Consider the following 20,258-nt stretch of genomic DNA (forward strand, 5'->3'; position numbering starts at 1 on the left):
AATAAGGGAGAAAACGTATAACTAGGCTAATTTTAGTGAACAGTCTGTTTTCCGTGAGTGCTTGCCATTTACAGAACCCCTTGTCGGAACCACATCCGACGCTTGAGCCGCTAGACACCTAGCCACGTTGCGCGACATACCGTTGTGCGCCTTCCGGCATCTCCATCCGAGCGTGTGTCTTGGCATATTGCCCCAGTTTTTCGGCAACCTGGTCACCCGGCAGGGAGCTTCCTCGCGTTTTGAGATCGACATGAAGCAGGAACGTCTCGACAGTCGCGACCAGCGTGCCGTCCACCTTCCTCAGGAAGTGGAACAGATGCAGCTTCTTGCCCTCGCCCTGCAACACCTGGGTCGTCACGATGAGACGCTCGCCAGCGAGCATCTCGTCGAGATGGCGGATATGCGTTTCCACGGTGAAATAGCTGCGTCCGGACGCGATGTAGTCTGCATCGGCACCGATCATTTCCATGAACCGGTCCGTGGCAGCCGCCCCTGCTTCAAGGTAGTGGGTCTCGTTCATGTGGCCGTTGTAATCCACCCAGCTTTGCGGAATGTGCCTGCTGCCGGTGACCGGCAAGACGGGGTCTTCGTGAGCGGACAACGAGGCTTCATGCCGGTTGATTACGCCACCTGCCCCGCTGTCCGTCTTCTTCAGGGCACGCATCATCCCGACAAGATTGTCGTCGCGCTTGCGTTCAAGCTCGCGAATGCTCATGTGACCTGACTGGGCATCGGATTGTCCGGCAATGAGATCCACCAATTCGTCCGTGAATTCGGGAACATCCATCAGCTTTGTCCAGGGCCATTGCAGTGCGGGGCCGAACTGGGCCATGAAGTGCTTCATGCCCGCCTCGCCGCCGGCAATCCTGTATGTCTCGAACATGCCCATTTGTGCCCACCGGATGCCGAAGGCCATGCGAATGGCTTCATCGATTTCCTCGGTGGTCGCAACGCCGTCCTTGACGAGCCAGAGGCTCTCGCGCCAGACCGCCTCCAGCAGTCGGTCGGCGATATGCGCATCTATCTCCTTGCGCAGGACAAGCGGAAACATGCCCAGGCCGCGCAAGACGCCGGCAGCCTTGGCTGTGGTCTCGCCATCGCCCACCAGTTCCACGAGCGGAAGCAGGTAGACCGGGTTGAAGGGGTGGGCGACGATCGCGCGCGCGCCCGCGCTATTTAGTTCCGAGGGCTTGAAACCGGATGTCGATGAGCCGATGACGGCGCTTTCCGGCGCCAGATCACCAATCTCGCCAAGCACCTTGTGCTTGAGCTCAAGCCGTTCCGGGATGCTTTCCTGTATCCAGTCGGCACTTTCGACGGCGCTGGCAAGGCTATCGTGAAATGTTAGCTTCCCTTCCGGTGGCAACAGCCAGTCGTACAGGGACGGTAGGCTTCTGCGCGCGTTGCCCAGAACCTCGTTTATCTTGCGCTCGGCCTCGGGGTCGGGGTCGTAGACCGCAACGTCCCAGCCGTTCAACAAAAACCGGGCCGCCCAGCCACCACCGATCACGCCACCGCCGACAATGCAGGCTTTCATCTTGGAGCCCTCTTCGTCAGCCCGAGAAGGGAACGAACCTCCTCAGGCCCCATGATCTTCGCTCCCATTCCTTCGATGATCTTCACGGACTTCTCGACCAGTTGCGCATTGGTCGCAAGAACGCCCTTTTCCAGGAACAGATTGTCTTCCAGACCGACGCGAACGTTCCCGCCGGCCAGAACGGCAGCAGCAGCATATGGCATCTGATCCCGGCCCAGGCTGAAGGCGGACCAGGCCCAGTCGGACGGGATGGCATTCACCATCGCCATGAGGGTGTTCAGGTCGTTCGGCGCGCCCCAGGGCACGCCCATGCACAATTGAACAAGCGCGGGAGATGCAAGGGTGCCTTCGCTGACCAGCTGTTTGGCGAACCACAGATGCCCGGTATCGAACGCCTCGATTTCCGGTTTGACGCCGAGTTCGGTCATCATGGATCCCATCGCCCTCAACATGCCGGGCGTGTTGGTCATGACATAATCCGCCTCGGCGAAATTCATGGTCCCGCAATCGAGCGTACAGATTTCCGGGAGACACTCGGCAATATGCGCCATGCGCTCGGTCGCACCGATCATGTCGGTTCCGGCCGCGTTGACCGGAAGAGGCGCTTCCGTTGATCCGAAAACGATATCCCCGCCCATACCGGCGGTCAGGTTGAGCACGACGTCCACGTCCGCTGCCCGGATACGGTCCGTCACTTCCCTGTAAAGCTCCAGGCGCCTTGAAGGTGCGCCGGTTTCCGGATCCCGGACATGGCAATGAACGACGGCGGCACCCGCCCTTGCCGCATCGATCGCGCTGTCGGCAATCTCCTTTGGGCTGCGCGGAACATGTGGTGACTTGTCCTGCGTCGACCCGGAGCCGGTGACGGCACAGGTGATGAAAACATTCCGGTTCATTTGTAGCGGCATTGTTCGTCTCCTAGCGGCCCTTCCAGACCGGATCTCGTTTTTCTGCAAAGGCCTTGGCGCCTTCAAGCTGGTCTTCGGAACGATAGAGCGTCTCGACGGTTTCGAACTGGCTCTTGGTGATGCGATTCATGGCATCCTGGAAGGTCATCGCCTCCGCCTCCCTGACAACTTCCTTGATCGCGGCATAGACCAGCGGCGGTCCCGACGCCAGCAACCTGGCAAGTGTCCACGCCTCCTGCATGAGCTGACCGGCGGGATGAACATGATTGATCATCCCCCAGCGCGCTGCTTCCTGCGTATCGATCCAGCGCCCGGTCAGCAGCATTTCCATCGCGATATGGTAGGGGATGCGTTTTGGCAGCTTGATGCTGGCGGCATCGGCCACAGTCCCGGAACGGATTTCCGGCAACGCGAACTCAGCGTGCTCAGCTGCCAGGATAATGTCTGCCGACAGCGCCAGTTCCAGACCACCGCCGCAGCAGATGCCGTTGACCGCCGCAATGACGGGTTTGTTGAGGCCCCGCAATTCCTGCAGGCCACCGAACCCGCCTTTTCCGTAGTCACCGTCGACCGCGTCACCGTCAGCGGCCGCCTTCAGGTCCCAACCGGGGCAGAAGAACTTTTCCCCTGCACCGGTGATGATTGCGACGCGCAAGTCCGGATCGTCACGAAAATCGGTGAAGACGTCCCCCATCAGCCGGCTCGTCTTGAGATCGATCGCGTTGGCCTTGGGACGGTCGAGGACAACCTCGAGGATCTGGTCTTCCTTACGGATTTTCAGCGGGCTATCCATTGCTCATTTCCTCACCTCTGATCAGCGCATCTGCCGCGATTGCAAAGTTCTCGCCGCATAGCAGCGGATTGATTTCCACCTCATCGACCGGCCCCGACAGAACAAAGGATTGCACTGCCATCACGGCGTCGACAATTGCCTCGCGATCACACGCCGGCTTGCCGCGATAACCGTCAAGGAGACGTGCGATCCTGAGACCGCCCAGCGCATCATCCACCTCTTGCCGGGAGACCGGCAACACGAGTGAAACCGAGTCCTGAAGAAGCTCCGTCAGGACGCCGCCCGCGGCAAGTGTCAAAACATGACCGTGGGCCGCGTCCCGGACAACACCGACAAGCATCTCCGCAACAACATCACAGACCATTTCCTCAACAAGAAACGTATCAGACGTCATTTTGGCGCCTGCCCCCAGAACCTCTGTTGCGCAAGTCAGCCGAAGTGCAACGGCACCGGCTTCGGTCTTGTGCGCAACGCCGGTTCCTTTCAGAACAACCGGGTACCCGATCTTCTCGGCCACCGCGGCCGCATCTTCCGGACTGTTCGCCAAACCGCTTTCAGGCACGCGCACGCCGTGTTTTTGAAGAATTCCCTTGGACCTTTCCTCGCCGAACTCGACTGATATCGTCGGCTCGGCGGGAATGTGCACCGCACCTGCCCTTCGGGTTCGACCTGCCCTCGAGACAGCCGCCAGGGCCGCGAGCCCGTCATCCATGCCGATCATCGGAACGATCTCGCGCGCCAGCAGATCAGCGGCAATGTCTTCCGGCATCGTCTCCGGCAGGGAGCTGAGTATTCCCATGGGTTTGCCGCATTTGGCTTTTGCCGCTTCCACCGCATCGATGACCTTGAGCCATTCGTCGGCCGAGCATCTGTCGCCGCGCGGAAAGTCGAGTACAACGATACCGAAGGCCGCTTCTTCTTCCAGCATCGCGGCGAACACGGAGCTCATCGCCTCCGTGTCTCCCCAGATGTAGGTGTGGTAGTCCAAGGGGTTCGCCAGGGCGACTTTGGGGCCGAGCAAACCTTGCAGCTTGTCTTTTTGGGAGAAACTGAGCGCCGGAAAGGCGACCGGCAGATCGAGGGCTGAATCGGCGATCAGGCTCGCCTCTCCGCCGGAGCAGGACATTGAAACAATCTTGTTGTCCGAAAGGGACCCCACGGCGTGGACCAGCTTGAGCGTTTCCAGGAAAACGGAAAGACTTTTGACCTCGGCAATGCCGAGCTTCGCAAGCAAGGCACTTGCTCCCGCAGCGCTGCCGGCAAGCGACGCCGTATGTGAAATCGTTGCAGCACGCGCCTGCTCCGAACGGCCGATCTTCAAGACGACGACAGGTTTGCCGGCGTCGTGCGCCCGGCGCGCAAACCGCACGAATTCGGACAGGTCATCCAGGCCCTCAATGTGCAAACCGATTGCGGTCACCCGTGCATCGTCAAGCAAGGCATCTGCCACGGCGGACAGTCCCCGTTGCGCCTGGTTTCCTGCAGTAACAAGATAAGCGACCGGGAGCCCGCGTGCTTGCATCGTGAGGTTCAGCGCGATGTTGGACGACTGCGTCAGGATCGCAACGCCGTTTTCTGCTGCTTTCAATCCGTGCTGATCCGGCCAGAGCGCCGCTCCGTCCAGCGCATTGATGAAACCATAGCAGTTCGGACCCAGGATCGGCATGTCACCGGCAGCCGCGATCAGGGCATCCTGCAGTGTTTCACCGTCTGCCAGTTCGGCAGCCGCTTCGCGAAATCCGGACGCGAAGCAGACAGCCCCGCCTGCCCCCATTCTTGACAGGGATTGAACGGCCCCGACCGTCGTGTGCCGGTTGACGCCGATAAAAGCTGCATCCGGAACAAATGGCAGCTCCTCGATCGATTGCACGGCCGGGCATCCGGCTATCTCCGCCCTGGTCGGGTGCACGACACAAACCTTGCCGTCAAACCCGAGCTTCCGGCATTCGGCCACGACATTCGTGCACCAGAACCCGCCACCGATAACAGCGATGGTCTTGGGACGCAGAAGCTTCTCGAGGCCCTGCATCGACTAGGCTCCGAGCGGTCTGAAAAGATCGCGGCTGATGATGTGGCGCTGGATTTCGCTGGTCCCATCCCAGATCCGTTCCACACGTGCGTCGCGCCAGAAGCGTTCGATCGGAAAGTCATCCATTAGGCCCATGCCGCCATGGATCTGCAAGGTCGCGTCCGTGACCCTTGCAAGCATTTCGGTTGCATAGAGCTTGGCGCTGGCAATTTCCCTGTTGGCAGGCAAGTGCTGATCGAGGCGCCATGCGCCGGCGAGCGTTAGCCAGTCAGCCGCGTCGATTTCGGTGATCATGTCCGCAATCTGAAAACTCACGCCCTGGAACTTCGCAATGGCCTGGCCGAATTGCTCGCGCTCGGCCGCATAGGAAAGCGCGTGATCGAAGCAGCGGCGCGCGCGTCCAACGCTCATCGCCGCAACCGTCAGCCGGGTCGCATAGAGCCATTCATTCATCACGGCAAAGCCGCCGTCCACCTCTCCGAGCACCTGTGCATCGGGAAGCCGGCAGCCGTCGAAATAGAGAATGTAGTTCTTGTAGCCCCGGTGACTGACGGAATTGTAGCCCTCCCGCACTTCGAAACCGGGCGTGCCGCGATCGACAAGGAAACAGGTGATCCGCTTTTTCGGCCCCTTCGGCGTTTCGTCGACACCGGTCGCGACAAATACGATGAAAAAATCCGCGTGTTCTGCACCGGAAATGAAGTGCTTCGACCCGGAAACCACCCAGTCGCCACCGTCCCGGACCGCCTGACACTTCATGCCTCTGACATCGGACCCGGCATCCGGTTCCGTCATCGCAAGGGCATCCATCTTCTCGCCGCGCACGGCCGGTAACAGGTAACGCTCCCGCTGCTCGCCCGTACAGGCCATCAGAATGTTCTGCGGCCGCCCGAAAAAATGCGTCAGGGCCATGGAACCGCGGCCGAGTTCCCGCTCAACCAGCGTAAAGTCCAGGTGGCTCAAACCGGCACCGCCGACTTCCTCGGGAAAATTGCAGGCATAGAAGCCGAGATCTAGGCATTTGCGCTTGATCTCCTCGCCGAGTTCCATCGGAACCTGCCCGGTCTTTTCGACAAGCGTTTCATGAGGATAGATTTCGTTCTCGACGAAAGAGCGCACCGTCGAAACGATCATGTCCTGCTCGTCGCTCAAACCAAAATGCATCTCGTCCTCCTGTTGTCACCCGTGATGAAAGGTGAGACAACAGGCAGAAACTTGATATGCAGTTTTGGTAGAAAACTATGCAAAATTCGAACAAATTGTCCCGGAGCCGGTCGATCCATGTTCTGCTGTTCGACAATTTTTCAAATCACTGTCTGGCGAACGCAATCGAGCCCTTTCGCGCCGCCAACACGATCGCGCGTCAAAAACTCTATGTCTGGGAACATTTCAGCCTGCCGGGTGGAAAGGTAACCTCATCAAGCGGCTTGCCGGTGGAGACAAGGCCGTTGGCCGGTGCAGACCAGCGCGGCGACTACCTTTTTATCATGCCGAGCTACGGTTATGGCGAATTGTCAAACCCGAAGACGAGCCAGTTGCTGCGCGCAGCACACCGGCGTTACGCGACGGTTGCCGGAATGGACACGGGCGCATGGCTCCTGGCCAAGGCCGGACTGCTGGACGGCCGCAAGGCAACGATCCACTGGGATGAATACACAAGCTTCATGGAAGCGTTTCCCGATGTCATGGCGGTGGAGGACAGGTTTGTCATTGATGGCGGCCTCGCAACATGCGGCGGCGCTTCGACCACGTTTGAACTCACCCTGGAACTGATACGCCGCGAACACAGTCCGATGTTCGCGCTGGAAATTGCGGCGTTGTTCATGCACGGAGACAAATTGGATATGCGGGACCCGCTGCAACGCTGGTCGGCCGATGCGATTGTTCGCAGCGCGACGGCACTCATGCGAAGAAACCTGGAACAGCCTTTGACCATCCCCGAGCTGGCAAGACAGCTCCGCTCCGATCAGAGGTCCTTGGAAAAACGGTTTCGGGAAGAAATGCAGACCACACCACTTTCCGTGTACAGGGGAATTCGACTGCGCGAGGCCCGCCGTCAAGTGGAGTTGACTAGGTTGAGCATAGCGGAAATTTCCGAACGGTGCGGATACCGGAACACGAGCGCGATGATAAGGGCCTTTCGTCAGGAATTCGGACATCCGCCCGGGCACTACCGGCGCACATCTTGAACAACCGCGTTGCGCCAGGCCTCGGACACAGGTTCGAGCGAGCGCCGCGTCGAAGGCGGAATGTCCGGGAGCGCACCTTGACAAAACGCGCGTGACGATACCCGATGCCTGAGAGCGAGCAGGCAGGGTATTGGTCAAACATCATCCATTGACACGCGCTTTGTGCTGAATTGAGCAACGGTCAGACCGGGATAAACGAGTATGTCGGCAATCATGCGCAGCGTGGCAATTCTCCTGGCCCTCGTCGGGCTCGCCAGCACAGGACATGCACAGGACGACAAGGTTCCGCAATTCGTTGGCACCGGGATATGCGCGGATTGCCACGAGGCCGAGGTGAAATCATGGCAAAAGTCACATCACGCTCTGGCTTGGACAGAGCCCTCAGAGGAAACCGTCGACGGCGACTTTGAAAACGCCGAGTTCGTCCATGACGGCCGCAAGAGCAGGTTCTTTCAGAAGGACGGCGCGTTCTTCATCGAGACTGACGATTTCCGGGATGGGACAACGACGTTCAAGGTCGCAGGCGTCGGGGGGATTGCGCCGCTTCAGCAATACCTGATTGAGACGGAGCCGGGGCGGTTACAGTCTTTCGATGTCGTTTGGGATCAGGTCAGGAGGGAGTGGTACCATCTCTACCCGTCGCAGGAATTGCCGCCTGAAGACGGTTTTCACTGGAGCGGTCCTTACAAGAACTGGAACGCTCGCTGCGCGGAATGCCATTCAACGGATTTCCGGAAGAACTACAGCCTGCGCGACCGGCAATATCAGAGCGCGTGGAGTGAAATCGGCGTGGGTTGTGAAGCATGCCACGGACCGGGCGAAGCGCATGTGGCCTGGGCAAAACCGGAAACGCCGGGCGAGAGCGCGTTTTCGGGCGTCAATGAATTGGGACTGCTCGTCGAGTTTTCTGCCGATCATGCACAGACCGAGATACAGCAATGCGCCACGTGTCACGCGCGCCGCGAACCGTTTCAGGCGTCAAGCCCCCTTCCGGGCACGCCCTTTCACGACGCCTACCGTTTGGCGCTTCTGAGGGAAGGTCTCTACCACCCGGACGGGCAGATCCTCGACGAGGTCTATGTCTACGGTTCGTTTCTGCAGTCAAAAATGCATCAGACCGGTGTGCGGTGTTCGGACTGCCATGAACCGCACAGCGGTGAACTGAGGGCTGACGGCAACGCGACGTGCACACAGTGTCACTCGCCCGCCGGCAACAGCGATTTCCCGAGCCTGACCTTGAAAGACTATGACGACGAGGCGCATCACTTCCACGAAACGGGATCCGCAGGCGCGCAGTGCGTCAGCTGCCACATGATCGAACGCACATATATGGGTATCGATGGCCGGCGCGATCACTCGTTCCGGGTTCCGAGGCCTGATGTCTCATCCAGGATCGGAACTCCGAATGCCTGCACTGACTGCCACGAAGACGAGACAGCCGAATGGGCGGCCGAAATACTGAAAGCGCGCTTTCCCGGCAGTCGGCATCGGGAGCCCCATTTCGGCGAGGTCTTCTCAGCCGCTCGTGAGGGGACCACCGGCATCGGTGATAACCTCCTGGCGATTGCAAATCAGCCCACCTATCCGGCAATCGTCCGCGCGACGGCACTCGACCTTTTGATGCGAGATCCGGATCCGGCGCTCGCACAGCGCACCGGGAACCTGCTGGACGATCCGGACCCGTTGGTGCGAAGTGCCGCTGTCGCGGCACAGCGCAACGCTCCGGCAGAAATTGCGAACGGGAATATCCTTCGTGCACTGGAAGATCCTGCAAAGGCCGTCCGGATCGCGGCAGCGCGACAGCTATTGACGCTTCCCCCCGGACCATCGTCCGCGCATGCCTCGCCTGCAGCCCGGACAGCGTCACGCGAATGGCAACAGTCGCTCGCGGCGAAATCCGATTTTCCCGAGACTCACATGAGTCTCGGCGGCACCGCTCTGGCGATGCGCAATCCCCGCGCAGCAGCGTCCGCCTTCGAGGAAGTAACGCGGCTGGACCCCCAACTCGTGGAGGCCTGGATTTTTCTCGTGCGGATTCACCTGGCACAGCAAGACCTGGCTGCTGCAGAATTCGCCCTGCAAAAGGGCCTGATTCTCAACCCGGAAAACGAAGACCTTCTGGCGTTGAAAAATCAGTATTTCAGGTAGGGTTTTCTGCGTTCGTTGGTCTCGCGCTCCGTTTGCAGCAGCGCTCTATAGCCTGAAGGAGCGGCGTACAGAAATCGGCGCACGCAACACCCATCGTGGCGCAGGTACGTATTTGTGAAAAACTCACAATCGGGAAGAATGTGTATGTTCCTGATAAATTGCGCAACGCACCGTTTGCGCGAAGCGCAAGGATCAGAAGCGAAGCACAACCCGGATGCAGAGTGAACGTCCTCCGAGCCATCAAAGGTTACGGTCTGCTTTTGGCGTTCGTTCGATTGGGAATGCAAGGCACGCTTGAGTTTTCAACCCCATGCTTGATCCGTCGCAGCGCTCTGCACGCAAAACGAGAAATGCTGGGTAACGAATTTGCCGAGCCCGCACCTCCCTTCGCGATTGCGGGAGCCAGCTCTACATTGTCATTTTGCGCATTGTGCATAACCGCATGAGTGCACATCAAGCTAAGCGTGAGAGGCAGGACATCGAACACAACTAGAAAGCGATAGCCGCATGTAAGCGGGAAAACCCATGGAATTTGACCTCCTTGACCCTCTTATCATCGCACATAGAAATCTCACCGAAAAAAAACTCAAACTGTCTTGGAAAGTCTCGCGAGTTAAGGAAAAAAAGTCCTTTAAGGTGATACAGTTTTCTCCGGCGCGTTCGGGCAGCACGCTAGTTTTCAATGCAATCAAATACATACTCCCGAATACTAAGATCATAAAAACACACACAATGAGCGATGAGTTTTGCAACCTTCCCATAATCACAACAAAGAGAAACATTTTTGATTGCCTGGTTAGCCTAGCAAATGCCCATGGCCAAGAAGTCAGCGACGAAAACATCGCTCACTTCGCAAATATACTTAGGAAAAGCGGGCACTCGAATAATAAAATCAATTTCACAAACAAACTTGAGCTAGAATACAATATTTTTTACAAAAATTATGATTATTTATTCAAACAAATTTCAAATTTTTTCAATGTGCATTACACCAGAAATCAGATCGAGACCTTCGAGCGCGAGTTTAATGTGAAAAAAATAAGATCGAAAACTCAAAATCATGTCTTTGAAGATTACGACAAAGCAACACAGTTACATGGAAGGCACGTATCGTCCAATCTTGGAGAGCCAGGGGCAGGCTGTTCGCTGACCGACGCACAAAAACAAATCGTTCTTAAGGTTGTCTCAGGTAAATAAAACCGTATTGAAGACCAGAATGCGAAGCCTTCTCGCAGCGTAAATGTAGTTTTAGTTTCGTTTCGAGGTGTGATTTCAATTCCTACAGAGTAGACCACGCATGAAGGAAGGTCTCCTCGTTACAACGAGGTTCCCATCCTCGACGTTCCCGATCTCCTGAGCCGAAAGTCAAGCAATCTCATACCAGACCTGACCGGATCCCGGATGACTCGCGGGACTAATACCAACCGTCATAGATAGAAACCCATTTCACCGGGATTGTTTTGCCACAAGGCAAGGCGCGGTTTGCGCGGTAGTGTCGGCACTACAAGCAAATCGCAACGCGGCATTGGGGCAAAAGAACCCGGCCTCCGGTGGCATGAAACCGGCCATCGGCTGCGTTGTGGCGCTTGCCCGATGCGCCGGCATCGCGCTGCGCACCACGCCTGACCGAGTGGACCGGTTTGATGCCATGAAATGGGTTTCTATCTATGAAGGTTGGTAAAAGACGGCGAGGTTGTGTCCCGCAATGGTAAGAATACCCGTCAGCCATATACTCGATCCACAGACATCAAAAGCGCCTCTTAAAAAGGCCTCCACGAACACAAACGCGGTATGAAGCTGGCAGAGCAGGTCATGAACCGATTGTGCGCCGCGGGTATAGCTTGCACCAAATCGTGTGGACGGCAGCAGCGCAATAGCTATCGACGCTTCCGCCCGGACCATCGTCCACGCCTGCCTCGTTGGCGCCGCTTTAGTGACGCGGATTCCACGCACAGCAGCTTCCGCCTTCGAGGAAGTAACCCGGCAGGGCTCCCAACTCGAAGAGGCCTGGATTTTTCTCGTGCGAGTTCACCTCACGCAACAAGACCTGGCAGCTGCAGAGTTCGTCCTGCAAAAGGGCCTGGTTCTCAACCCGGGATTCGAAGACCTTCCGGCGTTGAAAATCCAGTATTTCAGGTAATATTTTGTGAAACTGGATCTACGATCAAATCCTTTACTTGAAAAACTCTAAGAATTTTCTTGGCGGCCACAACGAATAGCAGTGCAATCATCAACATGATTGCGCACCTCCAAAATCGCCGTCAAACTCCTGTGCAGCAATGGAACCTCTGCGCCAAAAAAGTCAAATTCCGAAACTAAAAATGATAATCTCCAAGTTTAATTTCAAACTTATGTTTCTTCTCAACAAATTCTTTTAGCCTCTTATCAAAGCAATCCCTGTAATCAAGACGAGAGAATGACTTATTCCTGTGCTCTAGATCAACACCACTAATATTTAATTCGTCACACACAGACAAAAAATCTTCGGAAATTTTTTCAAATCGCAGAAATTTACTTACCAACTCCTTCCCGAATGAACGGGAAAAAAATAAACCCTTCTTTATGGTTAAGAAGTCTTCTAGCGTTGGTGCCTTCTTGACCAGTTCAACAAAAGACTTTTCCGACCATTCGACAGTTCCTCGATGTGGCGAAAAATACAAACTTACCAGTTTGTCAAAAGGATTTCGGATGCTTGTAAATATGTAGTAATTCTCTATCTCCCTTCCAAGGGCGTTATAATACTCCCACATGCGAGAATGCTTCGACAAATTCTTATAAATACTACTTTTAACTCCAAATCTATCGATGCCATCTTGCGTACGGCTATTAATTACAATCTCATCTTCGGAAAAATCACGCAATGCATCTTGTATGCTATTTCCAGCAGTTTTTGGCACATGAATAAATATAAATTTTTTTTCTATAGATATCATTTATATTCCCGTTGCAGAAAATACGGCTCGACACGAGTTCACAAACATCATTTTCGAACAATTTACTTAGAGTTGGCTGCATCGAGCACAAGTCTTTGTATTTGCAGGATAGCTAATTGAATACCCTGTGCGTTATGTCATTTGCGAAAATCAACTCGCTTTGCGTTGACAACATTGGAACGTGTGCATTTAGTCAACTGTGAAATGAACGCATTGCCAAGATTAAAAAATCAGAATAAGCCGACTGACGTATCTCAAAGGATACATATAATTAACTTGCTACCGTGAACATTTTAAGTACTCAAATAACAACTTCAATTTTGAAACTTCTATTATTTGGCGCCGCTACTATTCCACCTGACAGTGCTCGTTCATAGCGTTCTATTTAGATCATTGCTTTAGACTTCCGCGTAACATAGCCACTCCAAAATCTACGAGAAGATCCTTCAAGTGAGTGGATTCTAGTCTGTTCTCAACGCGTTGGTTAAACGAATTCGAAGGACTCGACTTTAGTATAGCGCAGAGTGCTCACAAAAAAGTACACCAAGCAAGACAAAGAACTCATAGCCCAAAAATTACTGCGCTTACTGCATAACTCCTCTAACTACAATCTCAATAGGTTGCTCACTCACGTTCTTGAAAAAACAACCATGAGTGAGCAGAGTCTGTTGTTTAAGAAAATTCGTCGGAAAATCGCCGTCCGGTTCAAACCTCCCGTTTTGATTGCTGGAATAGGCCGATGTGGAACGACACTTGTGCGTGACACGGTCGTAAACTCGAACAAATACTATTCCAAGGCACCGGGTTTCGTTGTGACGATCAACGGGACAGATTTCGCGAAAGGGAATGTTTACAAGACGCACGATTTTCCGCCGCGCTCGCTGCACGCAGACGTCAAGGTCGTATTCATGTTCGGCAACCCGATGAATGCGGCAGTCTCATCTTTCAAGGCGTTCGCAGGACCTGGCAGGCAGCACTATGTCCACGCACATTCGCCGTTTGCCGACGAACACGAAAATCTGTTTGAGCGCGATGTCCTGCTGATGGAAAGGCAGTTTCGCGCATGGATGCAACCTCAGGAGTTTACGCTCTGCGCGGTGCGCTACGAAGCGCTGTGCGACGGCTCGGTTTGCGATCAGCTGGGACAATTCCTGAACTGTGAAATGCGGTTCCCTGAGTTTAGGGAAAGACAAAGTTCGTGGCTGAGCCATGAGCGCAGGCCCGAACTGGAAAACACATATGGGAAACTTGCGGAAGAGATGGAACGTTTCTCCGCCCTAACAATCTTTCCCGCCAAAGAGGTGCCTGGCGGCCGTCTTAAAGCGGAATTGAATCCAGCTGGTTGAGGGGCTCTCTTCAGGTGTCTATCTCTTACCCGGCGTCCCGCGCCACAAGTCCAGCAATTGCTTTCCCGACCCCACCGGATCACGGGACGCACGCAGGATGAAGACAGCCAGATTCCGGCCGGTCATGGCGAGAATGCCAGCCATGCCGAACGCCCAACTGTCCGACATTGACAGGATTTCACGCAGCGGTTCACCAAACACCAATGCCGCCATGAAGCCGACAAAGAAGGTCATGAGCCGATCACGCGGTGACAGGTCCTTTGGCAAAGCCGCTCCAATCACGGCGAAAATGGCAATGACGGCAACCTTTGTGAGCGGCATTGCGAGTAACCAGTCAGTCACAGTCTTCATTTCCGCCCCCTGATCGCGCTTGAGATTGCCTGGCTTGCGAGAACGACGCCGCCAGAGCCGAATATGGATGCGAAGATAAGATCAGCCGTCGGCTGTATGCTTTCGGGAAGGTCCGCAATGCCGAGCCTGACCTGAAACACACCGGTCAAGGCCGTGTCGAGCAGAACAAGTGCCCACCAGCATCCGAGCGGGAAAACGAAGAGCCCCCACGCCATCCAGAACACCCGGTATTTCCGGGCATCCGCACGGTCCATTGCTGCAGATTCCGCGTAGCGGTTGAGCGCATTCGCGCGGATATCCTGACGCTTTGTTTCATTGTCAACGGCGTGATCGACGGTATCGAAGATCCGTTTGAAGGGACCGGCGAGGAACAGCTTCATGACACTTGCCAACATCACGCAACCTCCCGGCCGGTCTGCGTGTTGATCCGGCGCGCGAGAATGTCCCGATACTTCCAGGCGAAATAGAGGACGGCAAGGACCGCAACGCCTGCAGCAACCCATGCCCACCAGGGAAATCCGGAGAACAAGGTACCGAGACTCAGGAGACAGGTCACCCCTCCCCCCTTCGCCAGAGCATCCTTGGCTGCAAGAACATCCCGTCGCAACTGGGCAAGCGTGGCCGGTCCAAGGATCCCGTCATTCTCCAGGTGCGGATGTCTCTGCTGATAGGCAGCAACCGCCTGTTTGGTTCGTTTGCCCATCCAGCCATCAATGTCACCCGGATCGAAACCGAGGCGTTTCAAGGCATCCTGCGCTTCCTCGACAATCGGATCGGGACGGGCCGGTTTGTGATCCGATGCCGAGTGCGGCGAACCTTCAGCAGAAACGGGATACACCCCGGTCCTGAACAAGTGGGCCTCTTCTTTCCGGCGGCGCACCAGGCCCGGAAGCACACGGCCTCCAGCCCTGCAATAGTTGCTTTCCCAGTGCTCGGCCGCAGCTCTGCGCTTACCCGCTTTCCAGAGCGTGGCTGCCTTCCAGCGCATGAAACGGGCGCCGAGATTGAAAGTCGCCGATACGGCCGCGTCGAACTCGTGCTGCTGCGCGTCCAGTGGCATTCCGGCTTTGACTGGCGGCTCATATTCGTTTGCCAGTGCGGCTGTCAGTATCCGCCGGTTTTCTTCCCGCGTGATCACATCGCCGGACTTTAACGGACGGCCGTGCTTGCGAATCCAGTATTCTCGGAAGACATCACTTCGATTGGTGAAACCGGTCCCGATCGTCAGCACGCCGGCTGGATCAAGATATGCACGCGCAACAAACCCTTCATGCGCCTCAATAAAGGCGATTCCCTTGTTGCTGATTTGCATGTGATTTCCTTTCAGGCACAAAAAAACCGCCACGAATGGCGGGCGGTCGTCACAGACTGCTTTAACTTTTTCAATCGTTGGCGACGGCTGCCAATTGTATTGCGTAGTCGGTGGGTATCGGGCTCTGAGCAAGAAGGCTTCCCTGCTTTGCCAGAACGGCCGACACGCTGGCCTTGTAGGTGGCCTGTTTTGCGAGGACGAGATTTGCGAAGTCCGGCAGCGACATTCCGCGGCCCGCAGCAATCGCGCTGATGAGGGGTACCGGCGACGCGTCGTCAGCCAGGTAAGCACTTGCCTCGACGACTTGAAGCGGCCAGGTTTCGCGTTCCTCGCCCGTATAGCCTTCCACAAGCTTGAGCAACTGCCGTGCGGCTTCTTCGCGTAAAGACCGGTCTCGACATCGATATCGTCAAAAATCCACCACGCGCCCGGCCCACCTCGAATTATGAACTCTTCGCCGGAGGCTTTGGTGTAGATGATGAAGAGATGCCCGTGAAAACGATCTGCTGAGGGCGCAATTCGAAGTTCAATAGTTTCCATTTACCCATCTTTCAATCTGTCTGGTTCCAAATGTAGTTTTGGCGCGCCGCAGACCAGGTAACGTCAGGGTGTCGTCTTGTTTGCGGAAGACCGTTTTGTCAGGTCAAAGCGTGTTGAAAAATCGGCAGCAGATCAGCTTTGATCGAGCGCTGGTCGTATGGTGTGATGCGGTTGCCGGCGTCCCGGCAATGCGAAACTTGGGCGTCGCGGCTCAACCGGGAGCGCTCTTTTCAATCAGTCTTGTTCCACAGAGACCGCCATATTGCTTGCCGCACAACAGTGCATCGCAAGGCAGTGGTCAGAACGGAAAGCAGTGTATCGACCTATACCGTGGGCCCAGATAGCGGCTCGGATTGTCATGCCCTTCCGTCCCCGCCATGACCTCCACAACAAAATTCTTATGCAACAGCCGGACTCCGTGCGATGCCCAAATCCGGCTGAACTATCCATTCTTCAGCCGTTCGGCTTCGACATCAGAGTCCGTTATTTCGGGTCAAGCCAAAACACGATGAACATACCGGCATTAGCCGTCAGATATATCATCGCGAGCGACAGACATCTGTAGATGCGAACCCGAATGCCAAATTTGAAAACAAACACCCTGACAACTTGAAAAATGCTGAAAAGGGAATCGAGAATTAGAAAACAAAGTCCTGTATAGAGTGCGTAAACACTGAGATACTCTTGATCGTAGAAAAAAGTGCCCGCAAGAAAGACTCCGGCGAAGAAATAAAATGATGAAGTGCAGATAATAATCAAAGAAACATAATTTAAGAGTGTTTTAGAATCTCTTTTGAAGGCATAGATATTGAAATAGATTCGAAGTGCCAGGGTAATTGCTGACACCAGAAAGCCTAGGAACACTTACCTATCTCCTTGGCAGGAAAACTGGACACTCACAAAAAGCATATGTCATTTTGTTCTTTATATGTTCCATATGTCAAGAAGAAACTCTACTTAAAATTGCATTCCTTTTTGAAGCTGTACTGAAGGACATAGGTTGCTCAGCTGCCGCAGCTTGGACATGTCGCATGGACTTCGAAACGGCAACGGCCGCACTTTCCCAATGTACCGTGATGAGGAGCGTTTTAGCCCCGATTTGACGAGGCGTCCATCAAGCGTCCGTGTCTGAAACACCGGTTCAGACCACACAGATTGAAAGTGGATTTGCAGTCAGGGGCTTGAACCGGGGTTCAGATTGAGCGCTCACGGAGCTTTTTCTAGGGTCAGGACTCATTCATTTGGTTGAATTGGCGCAGCAAACGGCGATGAGCAGCAAGGAAAAGCGCGACAAGCGGGCTTCCTGCCCAGTTGAGCGGTTTGACGAAGCAGATCGAAGCCGTTTTTGCGTGCCGCAGGGATAGAGTGCTTTTGCCCGGCAACGTCGTTGCAAATCTTTGGATACCGGACGGTTTCCTGCAGCTTTGCGCCTCGTATCCGAACAAATTCATCCCTACCAATTCATCCAGATCAATGAGTTCTGACCCTAGACCCGCCAACCCAGCAGCCGCTTTTCCAGGAGGCCGATCAGCGCACTCACGAGAACACCCAGAAGCGACAGGATCACGACGCCGGCGAACAACCGCTCCAGATCGTAGAGCGAGCCAGCCTCGAGGATGTACGCCCCGATGCCATACTCGGCACCGAGCATTTCAGCTGCAACAAGCAGGATAATCGCGATCGCGAGGCTGATGCGCAGACCGGAGAGAATACCCGGCATGGCGCCGGGCAGCACGATCTTCCGCACGATCGACGACCAGGAAAGACCGAAACTCTGGCCCATGCGGATCAGCGACCGGTCGACATTGTCGACCGCGCCATAGGTCGCCACAACCGTCGGCGTAAACGTGCCGAATGCGATCAATGCGTATTTCGATCCTTCATCAATCCCGAACCAGATCACGAACAGAGGAAGAAGCGCGATCTTCGGGATCGGAAAAATCGCGGCGACCAGCGGTACCAGCCCTGCCCTGACATAGGAAAACAGTCCGATCAGAACCCCGATCGCGATCCCCGTGCTCGCCCCCAGCGCCGCGCCGATCACCAGCCGTGTCAGGGAGGGTTGCAAGTGTTTGAAGAGAAGGCCGCTCTCCCAGAGCTGGACGAAAGTCGCCAGCACGTCGGTCGGCTTGGGCAGGGTCAACGCGGAAATCCAGCCGGTCTGCGTACCCCACTGGATCAGGCCGATCAGGACAACAAAGACGGCAACGCCTACCCAGCGAAGCGATCTGGGGGCAAAGCCACCGCCGCGGAACCGGACCTCGATCGGCTTGTCGTCCTCCTGGCGGCTCGTCGCCTCTGTTTCAGCCATCGATCAGTTCCTCGTCCGCGGCGCGGGCCTCTTCGCGCATGAGTTCCCAAAGCAGGTCATGCTTGGTCTGGCAGACCGGATCCCCGGCGCGGCGCCCGCCGATCGGTGTGTCGATGCGGACGATCTCGCGGATCTGACCGGGCCGTCGCGACAGCACCACGATCGTGTGCCCGAGACGCACCGCTTCGGCCAGGTTGTGGGTGACATAGACAGCGGTAAACGGCTGGCGGGTCCAGAGCGCCACCAGATCGTCCATCAGCAATTCACGGGTCTGGGCGTCGAGCGCCGACAGGGGTTCATCCATCAGCATCACCGCCGGGTTGACCGCCAGTGCGCGCGCGATGGCAACCCTCTGTTTCATGCCGCCGGACAGCTGCTTCGGCAGCGCATCCGCGAAATCGGCAAGTTTCGTGCGGTTCAGGACATCATCGATGATCGCCTTGGACCGTTTGCCCCGAATGCCATGATCTTCCAGGACCAGCGAGATGTTGCCTTTCACGGTCCGCCAGGGCAGCAGGGCGAAGTCCTGGAACACGAAGGTCAGCGGATTGAGGCTGTCGGCGGGTGGTGCACCAAGCTGCAGCACCCGTCCGCTGCCCGGGCGTTCCAGGCCGCCGATCAGCCGCAAGAGCGTCGACTTTCCGCAACCGGACGGTCCGACAAGGCAGACAATCTGACCCGTCGGAATATCCAGCGAGATGTCCCGAAGGACTTCTGTCTCGCCATAGGAATGGCTGATGCCGTCCAGTCTGATATCCATGCCCATGTGTGAACCGCCTGAAGGGACCCGGAAAAAACGGGGCGGCGGCCTCCACTTCGGACCGCCGTTCCACCTTGAGACTTAGCCTTCGTAGGTTTCCACGTAGCTGCCGTCCACAAGGGTGTCGAGCGTGATATCCTTGCCGACGAGGTCTTCGGACTGGAACCACTCCAGCTGATCCTTGAGCGAGGCAATGTTCAAACGCGATCCTTCGTTGATGCGCATCGTGCCGTTGATGATGGACGGCGCCGCCTTTTCGCGGGGACGGTCGGTGTAAACGTATTTGTGGATCAGATCGACCATCTCGTTCACGCCGTCGTCACCGCCGGCCTTGTCGATCATCGTGGAATTGTAGTCGCTGACGCCCTTGCCGAACCCGGACAGGAAGTCCTCGGTCTGACCGCGTTCGTCGGCGGCATTCTTGGCCGAGGTGAAGACGGTCGTCACCTGGTAGCCCGGGAGATAGTCCGAAATGTCGCCGATGATGTGGACAGCTCCGGAGCCGGCAAGCGGTTTGGCGATATGCGGAACGATGGACCACGCATCGATCTGGCCTGATTTGAGCGCCCCGATGATCGCACCGACCTTCTGCAGCGGCTTGAACGACATCTCGACGCCTTCGGCCTTTGCGACCTTCGAGCCCATGTAATGGAAGGAAGAGCCGGCCGTGGACATGCCGAATGTCTTGCCGCCGAGTTGCGCGGGCGACGTCAGCCCCGCCTTGTAAGCGGCGTCGGACGCCAGGATCTTCTGCCCGTCAATGCCTTTCTCTTCGCTGAGAGCACCGCCGATCACCTTGATCGCACCCTTGTCGGCCAGCGAAATCAGCCCGCCGGACACGGCGGTCACGGCGTAGTCCACGTCACCTGAGGCGATGGCGACGGCCATCGGCTGGGCAGCCTGAAAGAACTTCAGTTCCACGTCGAGACCGGCATCGGCGAAGTAACCGCGTTCAACCGCAATGAAGCTGCCGGAATGCGACGTGAAGCGCAGCGCGCCCACCACGATTTTCCTGTTCTGTGCAATCGCGGGTGCGGCCAGCGTTGTTGCGGCGGCGGCTCCCATCAGACCGAGGGTCTGGCGTCTGTTGAATCTCATGTT

17 protein-coding genes are annotated in these 20,258 nt (G+C 56.2%); 4 read left to right on the forward strand and 13 right to left on the reverse strand.

The window, feature by feature from the left end:
• Nucleotides 1–118 precede the first annotated feature (118 nt).
• The 5 genes from ACO07N_RS28015 to ACO07N_RS28035 are packed head-to-tail and all read right to left on the reverse strand — an operon-like array spanning nt 119 to nt 6,431.
• On the reverse strand, nt 119–1,537 hold the full coding sequence (locus tag ACO07N_RS28015; protein ID WP_421984146.1) for a carnitine 3-dehydrogenase: 1,419 nt from the start codon (nt 1,535–1,537) through the stop codon (nt 119–121).
• Nucleotides 1,534–2,445 carry a 3-keto-5-aminohexanoate cleavage protein gene (locus ACO07N_RS28020; protein WP_421984147.1) on the reverse strand — a complete coding sequence of 304 codons (912 nt, stop codon included), beginning with the start codon at nt 2,443–2,445 and terminating at the stop codon, nt 1,534–1,536. The genes ACO07N_RS28015 and ACO07N_RS28020 overlap by 4 nt, the downstream gene beginning before the upstream one ends.
• 10 nt (nt 2,446–2,455) lie before the next feature.
• Nucleotides 2,456–3,238, reverse strand: a complete 783-nt coding sequence (locus ACO07N_RS28025) for a carnitinyl-CoA dehydratase (protein ID WP_421984148.1) — start codon at nt 3,236–3,238, stop codon at nt 2,456–2,458.
• On the reverse strand, nt 3,231–5,267 hold the full coding sequence (locus ACO07N_RS28030; protein ID WP_421984149.1) for an acetate--CoA ligase family protein: 2,037 nt from the start codon (nt 5,265–5,267) through the stop codon (nt 3,231–3,233). Before ACO07N_RS28030 ends, ACO07N_RS28025 begins: the two co-directional genes overlap by 8 nt.
• A gap of 3 nt (nt 5,268–5,270) precedes the next feature.
• Nucleotides 5,271–6,431: an acyl-CoA dehydrogenase family protein gene (locus ACO07N_RS28035; protein WP_421984150.1), complete on the reverse strand. Its 1,161-nt coding sequence runs from the start codon at nt 6,429–6,431 to the stop codon at nt 5,271–5,273.
• 77 nt (nt 6,432–6,508) lie between these two features.
• Here ACO07N_RS28035 and ACO07N_RS28040 point away from each other — a divergent pair, with 77 nt between their 5' ends.
• From ACO07N_RS28040 to ACO07N_RS28050, 3 genes are all read left to right on the forward strand, one after another.
• Entirely contained in the window at nt 6,509–7,456 is a 948-nt protein-coding gene (locus ACO07N_RS28040) for a GlxA family transcriptional regulator (RefSeq protein ID WP_421984151.1), read from the forward strand.
• A 201-nt stretch (nt 7,457–7,657) separates the two neighbouring features.
• The gene (locus ACO07N_RS28045; RefSeq protein ID WP_421984152.1) at nt 7,658–9,604 is read left to right on the forward strand and encodes a multiheme c-type cytochrome; all 1,947 of its coding nucleotides are present in this window, start codon (nt 7,658–7,660) and stop codon (nt 9,602–9,604) included.
• A gap of 525 nt (nt 9,605–10,129) precedes the next feature.
• Nucleotides 10,130–10,801: a hypothetical protein gene (locus tag ACO07N_RS28050; RefSeq protein ID WP_421984153.1), complete on the forward strand. Its 672-nt coding sequence runs from the start codon at nt 10,130–10,132 to the stop codon at nt 10,799–10,801.
• Nucleotides 10,802–11,919: 1,118 nt separating this feature from the next.
• Here ACO07N_RS28050 and ACO07N_RS28055 read toward each other — a convergent pair.
• Nucleotides 11,920–12,537 (reverse strand): sulfotransferase family 2 domain-containing protein, encoded by a 618-nt coding sequence (locus tag ACO07N_RS28055; RefSeq protein WP_421984154.1) that lies wholly within the window; start codon nt 12,535–12,537, stop codon nt 11,920–11,922.
• Nucleotides 12,538–13,187: 650 nt separating this feature from the next.
• Between ACO07N_RS28055 and ACO07N_RS28060 the strand changes: the two genes are divergently transcribed.
• On the forward strand, nt 13,188–13,883 hold the full coding sequence (locus ACO07N_RS28060; RefSeq protein WP_421984155.1) for a hypothetical protein: 696 nt from the start codon (nt 13,188–13,190) through the stop codon (nt 13,881–13,883).
• 18 nt (nt 13,884–13,901) lie between these two features.
• On the opposite strand, the gene ACO07N_RS28065 is transcribed toward ACO07N_RS28060, so the two are convergent.
• The 7 genes from ACO07N_RS28065 to ACO07N_RS28095 form a co-directional block, all read right to left on the reverse strand.
• Nucleotides 13,902–14,234 (reverse strand): hypothetical protein, encoded by a 333-nt coding sequence (locus tag ACO07N_RS28065; protein WP_421984156.1) that lies wholly within the window; start codon nt 14,232–14,234, stop codon nt 13,902–13,904.
• Nucleotides 14,231–14,629 carry a hypothetical protein gene (locus ACO07N_RS28070; RefSeq protein WP_421984157.1) on the reverse strand — a complete coding sequence of 133 codons (399 nt, stop codon included), beginning with the start codon at nt 14,627–14,629 and terminating at the stop codon, nt 14,231–14,233. Before ACO07N_RS28070 ends, ACO07N_RS28065 begins: the two co-directional genes overlap by 4 nt.
• The gene (locus ACO07N_RS28075; RefSeq protein WP_421984158.1) at nt 14,629–15,546 is read right to left on the reverse strand and encodes a glycoside hydrolase family protein; all 918 of its coding nucleotides are present in this window, start codon (nt 15,544–15,546) and stop codon (nt 14,629–14,631) included. Before ACO07N_RS28075 ends, ACO07N_RS28070 begins: the two co-directional genes overlap by 1 nt.
• 70 nt (nt 15,547–15,616) lie before the next feature.
• Nucleotides 15,617–15,907 (reverse strand): hypothetical protein, encoded by a 291-nt coding sequence (locus ACO07N_RS28080; RefSeq protein WP_421984159.1) that lies wholly within the window; start codon nt 15,905–15,907, stop codon nt 15,617–15,619.
• Nucleotides 15,908–17,572: 1,665 nt separating this feature from the next.
• Nucleotides 17,573–18,397, reverse strand: coding sequence for an ABC transporter permease (locus tag ACO07N_RS28085; protein ID WP_421984160.1), 825 nt, complete (start codon nt 18,395–18,397; stop codon nt 17,573–17,575).
• On the reverse strand, nt 18,390–19,157 hold the full coding sequence (locus ACO07N_RS28090; protein WP_421984505.1) for an ABC transporter ATP-binding protein: 768 nt from the start codon (nt 19,155–19,157) through the stop codon (nt 18,390–18,392). The genes ACO07N_RS28085 and ACO07N_RS28090 overlap by 8 nt, the downstream gene beginning before the upstream one ends.
• Before the next feature lie 81 nt (nt 19,158–19,238).
• Nucleotides 19,239–20,255, reverse strand: a complete 1,017-nt coding sequence (locus ACO07N_RS28095) for an ABC transporter substrate-binding protein (RefSeq protein ID WP_421984161.1) — start codon at nt 20,253–20,255, stop codon at nt 19,239–19,241.
• Nucleotides 20,256–20,258 lie beyond the last annotated feature (3 nt).

The sequence above is a fragment of the Roseibium sp. genome (genome assembly GCF_965229775.1).
Lineage (GTDB): Bacteria > Pseudomonadota > Alphaproteobacteria > Rhizobiales > Stappiaceae > Roseibium.

What these genes read in the sequence shown, in the direction of transcription:
- ACO07N_RS28020 (WP_421984147.1), bottom strand. Translation starts at nt 2,445, where the DNA reads ATGCCGCTACAAATGAACCGGAATGTTTTCATCACCTGTGCCGTCACC.
- ACO07N_RS28060 (WP_421984155.1), top strand. Translation starts at nt 13,188, where the DNA reads ATGAGTGAGCAGAGTCTGTTGTTTAAGAAAATTCGTCGGAAAATCGCC.
- ACO07N_RS28075 (WP_421984158.1), bottom strand. Translation starts at nt 15,546, where the DNA reads ATGCAAATCAGCAACAAGGGAATCGCCTTTATTGAGGCGCATGAAGGG.
- ACO07N_RS28030 (WP_421984149.1), bottom strand. Translation starts at nt 5,267, where the DNA reads ATGCAGGGCCTCGAGAAGCTTCTGCGTCCCAAGACCATCGCTGTTATC.
- ACO07N_RS28035 (WP_421984150.1), bottom strand. Translation starts at nt 6,431, where the DNA reads ATGCATTTTGGTTTGAGCGACGAGCAGGACATGATCGTTTCGACGGTG.
- ACO07N_RS28050 (WP_421984153.1), top strand. Translation starts at nt 10,130, where the DNA reads ATGGAATTTGACCTCCTTGACCCTCTTATCATCGCACATAGAAATCTC.
- ACO07N_RS28025 (WP_421984148.1), bottom strand. Translation starts at nt 3,238, where the DNA reads ATGGATAGCCCGCTGAAAATCCGTAAGGAAGACCAGATCCTCGAGGTT.
- ACO07N_RS28055 (WP_421984154.1), bottom strand. Translation starts at nt 12,537, where the DNA reads ATGATATCTATAGAAAAAAAATTTATATTTATTCATGTGCCAAAAACT.
- ACO07N_RS28045 (WP_421984152.1), top strand. Translation starts at nt 7,658, where the DNA reads ATGTCGGCAATCATGCGCAGCGTGGCAATTCTCCTGGCCCTCGTCGGG.
- ACO07N_RS28095 (WP_421984161.1), bottom strand. Translation starts at nt 20,255, where the DNA reads ATGAGATTCAACAGACGCCAGACCCTCGGTCTGATGGGAGCCGCCGCC.
- ACO07N_RS28085 (WP_421984160.1), bottom strand. Translation starts at nt 18,397, where the DNA reads ATGGCTGAAACAGAGGCGACGAGCCGCCAGGAGGACGACAAGCCGATC.
- ACO07N_RS28070 (WP_421984157.1), bottom strand. Translation starts at nt 14,629, where the DNA reads ATGTTGGCAAGTGTCATGAAGCTGTTCCTCGCCGGTCCCTTCAAACGG.
- ACO07N_RS28090 (WP_421984505.1), bottom strand. Translation starts at nt 19,157, where the DNA reads ATGGATATCAGACTGGACGGCATCAGCCATTCCTATGGCGAGACAGAA.
- ACO07N_RS28040 (WP_421984151.1), top strand. Translation starts at nt 6,509, where the DNA reads ATGCAAAATTCGAACAAATTGTCCCGGAGCCGGTCGATCCATGTTCTG.
- ACO07N_RS28015 (WP_421984146.1), bottom strand. Translation starts at nt 1,537, where the DNA reads ATGAAAGCCTGCATTGTCGGCGGTGGCGTGATCGGTGGTGGCTGGGCG.
- ACO07N_RS28065 (WP_421984156.1), bottom strand. Translation starts at nt 14,234, where the DNA reads ATGAAGACTGTGACTGACTGGTTACTCGCAATGCCGCTCACAAAGGTT.